The organism is Microcystis sp. LE19-195.1E (assembly GCF_027532095.1).
GTDB classification, from domain to species: Bacteria; Cyanobacteriota; Cyanobacteriia; order Cyanobacteriales; family Microcystaceae; genus Microcystis; species Microcystis aeruginosa.
Genome location: NZ_JAPZSZ010000335.1, coordinates 1 through 5,926, shown reverse-complemented (window position 1 = coordinate 5,926; position 5,926 = coordinate 1). Strand labels below are relative to the sequence as shown.

Annotated in this window: 7 protein-coding genes and 1 pseudogene; 3 read left to right on the top strand and 5 right to left on the bottom strand. The window is 41.5% G+C overall.

Going from position 1 to position 5,926, the window contains the following annotated elements; all coding sequences use genetic code 11:
• A pseudogene (locus O9300_RS18185) lies at positions 1-339 on the bottom strand (hypothetical protein); the annotation flags it as partial.
• Between the two features lie 486 nt (positions 340-825).
• On the opposite strand from O9300_RS18185, the gene hpf reads away from it, so the two are divergent.
• Positions 826-1,425 (top strand): ribosome hibernation-promoting factor, HPF/YfiA family, encoded by a 600-nt coding sequence (hpf, locus tag O9300_RS18180; protein ID WP_287973168.1) that lies wholly within the window; start codon positions 826-828, stop codon positions 1,423-1,425.
• Positions 1,426-1,483: 58 nt separating this feature from the next.
• On the opposite strand, the gene O9300_RS18175 is transcribed toward hpf, so the two are convergent.
• Both O9300_RS18175 and O9300_RS18170 read right to left on the bottom strand, forming a co-directional pair.
• Positions 1,484-1,894, bottom strand: a complete 411-nt coding sequence (locus tag O9300_RS18175; RefSeq protein WP_287973166.1) for an Hsp20/alpha crystallin family protein — start codon at positions 1,892-1,894, stop codon at positions 1,484-1,486.
• A 329-nt stretch (positions 1,895-2,223) separates the two neighbouring features.
• Complete coding sequence (locus O9300_RS18170) at positions 2,224-2,865, bottom strand: L-threonylcarbamoyladenylate synthase (RefSeq protein WP_287661594.1); 642 nt, start codon at positions 2,863-2,865, stop codon at positions 2,224-2,226.
• On the opposite strand from O9300_RS18170, the gene larC reads away from it, so the two are divergent.
• Positions 2,842-4,098, top strand: coding sequence for a nickel pincer cofactor biosynthesis protein LarC (larC, locus tag O9300_RS18165; protein ID WP_287973164.1), 1,257 nt, complete (start codon positions 2,842-2,844; stop codon positions 4,096-4,098). The genes O9300_RS18170 and larC overlap by 24 nt on opposite strands.
• A gap of 148 nt (positions 4,099-4,246) precedes the next feature.
• Here larC and O9300_RS18160 read toward each other — a convergent pair whose 3' ends face one another.
• Both O9300_RS18160 and O9300_RS18155 read right to left on the bottom strand, forming a co-directional pair.
• Positions 4,247-4,699, bottom strand: coding sequence for a DUF29 domain-containing protein (locus O9300_RS18160; RefSeq protein WP_287973163.1), 453 nt, complete (start codon positions 4,697-4,699; stop codon positions 4,247-4,249).
• A gap of 409 nt (positions 4,700-5,108) precedes the next feature.
• A complete protein-coding gene (locus O9300_RS18155) occupies positions 5,109-5,525 on the bottom strand; it encodes a calcium-binding protein (protein ID WP_287973169.1) in 417 nt (138 codons plus the stop codon).
• A gap of 84 nt (positions 5,526-5,609) precedes the next feature.
• Between O9300_RS18155 and O9300_RS18150 the strand changes: the two genes are divergently transcribed.
• The coding region (locus O9300_RS18150) for an RNA-guided endonuclease InsQ/TnpB family protein (RefSeq protein ID WP_287973162.1) at positions 5,610-5,926 on the top strand (317 nt) is incomplete at its 3' end.

Genomic DNA, 5,926 nt, shown 5'->3' with positions numbered 1-5,926 from the left:
ATTGATTGTTTTCGCCACGACCCCGGCGACTGTTCGAGTTTTGTCAGGGAGATTATGGTGGTGACCCTTGCTACGAAGCGGTCTTTTCCGACCAAGGTTGGGACGGTCTACCACCTCTCTCAATATACAAGGTTGGGTTGAAGCATGAAACCCAACGCCCGCATAGTTTACGCTACCGCTAACCCATCCTACAAATAATTGTGCCTCCCTACTTAGCAGGATATCAGGTAAGTCGGGATTAGCAATTCTCGCCCCACCAGCGATCGCTGTTGCCAAAGAATAGGGCGTAATTGCCCGAATTTTTAGCCCACAGAGACGAGGTATTTTTTGAGCATTCATGGCGAGATTTGTCAAATTATTTAAGAAATGTGAAGGAGCGCAAAGGAAAATTAAAAGAAGGGAAGATATAGATGTTGGGAAGAATACTAAGTGCTAATCTAAGGTTATCCCATCTATTCCGAGGTTAACCGTCGAACAGGAGAAACAATCACCGGATTCCCTTGCTGGCGGCAAAAATCAGTTTCTTTAAATGAAAGTTAACAGAACTTCGCATTTCTGTTAAGAGAAGGTTTAAAGAAACTTGTTAGAATAGAGGTAGATAAATCCAGTTGCAAATAGGCGCTCGACCCGATGAATTTTCCGCGCGATCCGACAAAAAAAAGAGAACGAGAACACCGACAATATCTAGACTGTGACCTCTAATTGACTTTCAATCAACAGCGCGATCGAGCAGTTTTTTTGAGGATTAAATTCCTGGCATCAACATCCCTTAAAAATAGTTGATGTGGGCAGTCCATAGCAAAATTTTTAGATGGAGTAGTGAGTATGAAGCTATTGATTCAGGGCAATAATATCGCTGTCACCGAACCTATTCATGATTATGTGGAACAAAAGCTGGAGAAAGCGGTGAAACATTTTAACGGCATAACCACAAAGGTTGATGTTCACCTCTCCGTGGAAAAGAATGCACGCATTCCCGATCGCCACAAAGCGGAGGTAACGGTTTATGCTAATGGGACAGTGATTCGCGCTCAAGAAGGAAGCGAAAATTTGTACGCGAGTATTGATTTAGTTTCTGATAAAATCGCTCGTCAACTCCGCAAGTATAAAGAAAGATTGGTGGATCATCGCACCAACGCCACCGTTAAAACTAGCGAGGTGGTGCAAGAGAAACCCTTAGATGATAGCCTAATTGGTGATCGCACTCCCGAATTACCTGCGGAAGTAGTGCGGATGAAATACTTTGCCATGCCACCGATGACTATTGAGGAAGCACTAACACAATTGCAATTAGTCGATCACGATTTCTATATGTTCTGCAACAAAGACACTAACGAAATCAACGTTATCTATCAACGCAATCACGGCGGTTTTGGTGTTATTCAACCCCGTCCCGTCAACCTAAATGGCAAAGAATCCAATTAACAGTTAGCGACCACAAATAAAACTAAAGACTGGAGAAATTCTCCAGTCTTTTTCTCATCTAACCAAGATTAACTTTAACCACTTTATTTTTTTCTGCCGCCGCTTTCGGGAGGGTGAGATAAAGAATACCGTCTTGATAGTTAGCGGTAACTTGGCTATTTTGCACCTCTACTGGCAGGGTAATCAAGCGACTAAATTTACCATAATAAAATTCGCTGTTTTCTACCTCGGCAGGGCATTCACGTTGCCCGTTAATAGCCACCATTTGCTTGCTAACCTCCACATCGATATCTTTAATATCCATACCGGGTAATTCGATTTTTAATTCCACGGAATCCTCGTTAACGGAGATTTCCACCGGGGGACGAGATACCAATGAAGTTGTCGGTAATACTTCTTGAAAAAGTTGATCGATTTGACGTTGGACAGAATTAATTTCTAGGAAGGGAGAATAAAGAGTGAAAGCCATAGTAATAATTTCCTTGAGAGGTTTTCTCTGACTGCGATTACCTCTATATTAAGCAACTAACTTGGCTTACACAAGGCGGTTTTCAGGAAATAAAAAGTCGCAATAACCGATACAGTTATCAGTTATCAGTTATCAGTTATCAGTGGCAAGTTGTGGGGTGTGGGGTGTGGGGTGTGGGGTGTGGGGTGTGGGGTGTGGGGAAGTGGGGTGTGGGGTGTGGGAAGAATAAATAAAAATAATCTCCTATCTCCTATCTCCTATCTCCTGTCTCCTGTCTCCTATCTCCTGTCTCCTGAATACTGACTCCCGACTCCTGCCTCCTGCCTTCGTTATAACCATTGTTGTAATTCCGGCCAACCCAAACCCTGACGCACGATATCCGGTTGATCGCCGGTAAAATCAACAATTGTTGACACTTCCGAACCGGGAGCCGAACCATCTTCGATAATTAAATCAACTATATGATCGAGGGCATCGAATAACCTAGCGGATTCTAATCCCTTGGTGGGAAAATCCCCCTCCTGATCGGGAAGATGGGCAGAACTAGAGATAATGGGATTTTCTAGGGTTTCGAGAATAGTGCGACAGATAACGTGATCGGGAACCCGGATACCGGTGGTTTTCCGCTTCGGATTCATCACCACTTTCGGCACTAATTTAGTCGCCGGTAAGAGAAAAGTGTAGGGACCGGGTATGACTCGTCGCATAATCTTATAGGCATAATCGCTGACCACTGCGTACTCGGAAATATTCGACAAAGAAGAACAGAGAAACGTCAAGGGTTTATCATTAGATAGTTGCTTGATTTGGCGAACTCGTTCGACGGCGGATTTCACATTGAGATCGCAACCGATCGCGTAGACAGTATCGGTAGGATAAAGCATAATTGCCCCATTTTTAAGGGCATGACAGATTTCTTGGATAGAACGTTGCTGGGGATTTTCGGGATGGAGAGAGTAAATAGTAGCCATGATAGCAAAATCGTCGCCTATTGGGATTGTCCCACGGGAATCGCCGGGGATATGTGTTTAGGGGCATTAGTAGATTTAGGAGTCCCCCTAGAATACCTGATTGCACAACTAAAAACTTTAGGAATCGAGGATGAATATCAGTTAAGGGCCGAAAAAGTGCATCGTCGCGGTCAAATTGCCACTAAGGTTCACGTCGATGTCACTGCCGAGAAGTCCGATTATCATCACCACCATCACCATCATACCCCCGCTCGCCATTTACCGGAGATTGAAAATTTAATTAAACAGGCAAATTTACCCCAGAAAGTCCAAGAATGGAGTTTAGCGGTTTTTCAACAACTTGCGATCGCAGAAGGAGCCGTTCACGGGATCGCGCCGGAAAAGGTGCATTTTCACGAAGTGGGGGCAACCGATGCCATTGTTGATATCGTCGGGACTTGTTTGGGTTTGGATTGGCTATCGGTGAGTGAATTATACTGTTCTTCTCTACCCACTGGCGGCGGTACAGTTCAGGCCGCCCATGGTCGTTTACCGGTTCCCGTGCCAGCAGTAGTACAATTGTTAAGTAATCGACAAGTACCAATTTATAGTAATGGCATCGCAGCGGAGTTAGTAACACCCACGGGGGCAGCTATTGTGACAACTTTAGCTAAAAGTTTCGGTAAACCGCCCAAAATACAGTTAGAAAAGGTCGGTTTAGGGGCAGGGACAAAAGATTTACCGATTCCCAATCTTGTCCGGCTTTGGTTAGGGAAAAAAGAATCAGAAAAGCTAGATGAAATTGAAACTGTGGCAGTTTTAGAAACTCAAATTGATGACTTAAATCCGCAAGCGATCGCCTACTTAAGCGAGGCTTTATTACAAGCAGGGGCTTTAGATGTATTTAGTCAAGCAATTACTATGAAAAAATCTCGTTTAGGGATACTCTTGACAGTAATTTGTGGCTTGGATAAAATTGCTATTTGTGAAAATATGATCTTTCAGGAAACCACAACTTTAGGCATTAGAAGGACGATTCAAGAGCGATCAATCTTAAAAAGAGAGATACAATCGATCGATACTGTCTATGGTAAAATTCGGCTAAAAGTTGCCTACAAAGAGTCAATTAATCAACCGATTACCGTACAACCAGAATACGAAGATTGTGCCGCAATTGCCCGTCAGCATCATCTACCTTGGCGATCTGTTCATCAAATGGCATTGGCTGTTTGGCAAGAAAAAAATCAGTCTTGACAGCAGGGCGATTTTCTCCTAAAACTGCCATATCCATTGTTCAAAAGAACGTAGGTTGGGTTGAAGCATGAAACCCAACGCCCGCTCATGTTACGCTACCGTTAACCCATCCTACAAATAATTGTTCCTCCCTAGTTATATCCATTGTTCAAAAGCTATTTTCAGGAAGATAATCCCACTTTAAAACCTGTTCTTGGCTAAAAGGACAATCAACTGGAAAAGTTTCTTTTGGTAAATTAGTTTCATTTAGCGTCCCTCGCACTGCCTTTTGATAACATTCTGCGAAAATATCGGCTAAATAGGGTTTTAAGCTAGGACTATCCCTGAAAATAAGCTCTAATTGTTCTCTTTGTTCATCAATGGTATTTATCCAGTTATTAGTCCGTTTTTCCGGTTGATATTGCCATTTAAGTAAGTGGATCAAGAGAAATTTTAAATGACTGAATATCTCCCGTCTATTATTACTTCCCATATCGGATATTTCTTCGATTAAGTTATCTAAATCAAGCTCCTCTAAATTGCCCTTTTTTAAGTGATTTACGGTTTGCTCAATCCACAAATTAAAATCAGTTTCATAAAGCTGAGATAATTGATTTTTCATAATGAGAACGTTTCTTCTATTCTATCTTTACGTTGTGCCTATCTTAATGGTGTCTTGTCCAGATGATATTTTTACAAATATGAGATGCAGAGTATTTACCATAATTTATCTAGTCTTCAAGGTATTTTTTTCTCTTTTTTCTCATAAATTTAATGGTGGTCAAAGTGCCAAAAACTCATAGCAAAATGATAGTTTTCTCTGATACTTATGACTGAATAAAGAGGATATTTATTCTGTTGTGTCGAGCAATTTAAGAGTAAGCATTAGCGACCACAAAAAGCCCAAAAAACGGGTTTCTTTAAGAAACCCGTTCTCTAGATATAGAAAGGTTTTAAATATTCTCAAGGAATTAGGTTGTGTAAGTTTTCTCTAGACTATTATTGCGCTCAACTCAACCTACGAGGCGATGCTAAACAAAGTTAAAGTAAGAACTGGTTAACGAAATGCTGGTGTTATCTTGAACGACTCCAATTAAGTCACCTCCTTGATAGATGGCTGTATCTAATAAAGCAGAAGTACCTGCCCGATTTTCCCACGATAGGCGAAGTGAACCAGTATTCTTAATTTGAATACGGTCTAGTATGCCGACATATTCAACAATAAGGGCATAACCACTACCTTGATAATAGTTACCAGCACTTTCACCTAGCACAAAAATGTCATCTCCAGCACCTCCAACTAAGGTGTCATACTCATTGCTGTTAAAAGATCGAGATGTAGAGCCGGTTAAGCGATCATTACCATTACCACCACTCAGATAATCATTTCCTGATCCCCCTAATAAGGTATCATTTCCCGATTCTCCCCATAAAGTGTCATCGAAAATTTGGGTCTGAAACCCCGTCGTTCTACGACGGCTTTACTGTTAAATATGAGCATCGTTTACGAAATATATGCTAAAATGTGAGGTATGGAAAAAGCCTATTCGTTTCGATTTTACCCCACACCAACACAAGAGTCGCTATTGCGGCGCACTTTGGGCTGTGTAAGATTGGTTTACAATAAAGCTCTCCATCTCAGAACACAAGCTTGGTATGAAAGACAAGAAAGAGTAGGATATACTGAAACTTCTTCAATGCTAACCGATTGGAAAAAACAAGAAGAATTAGACTTTTTAAACGAAGTTAGCTGTGTACCTTTACAACAAGGGTTAAGACACCTACAAACAGCTTTCACTAATTTCTTTGCTGGTCGTACTAAGTATCCTAACTTTAAGAAAAAACATCA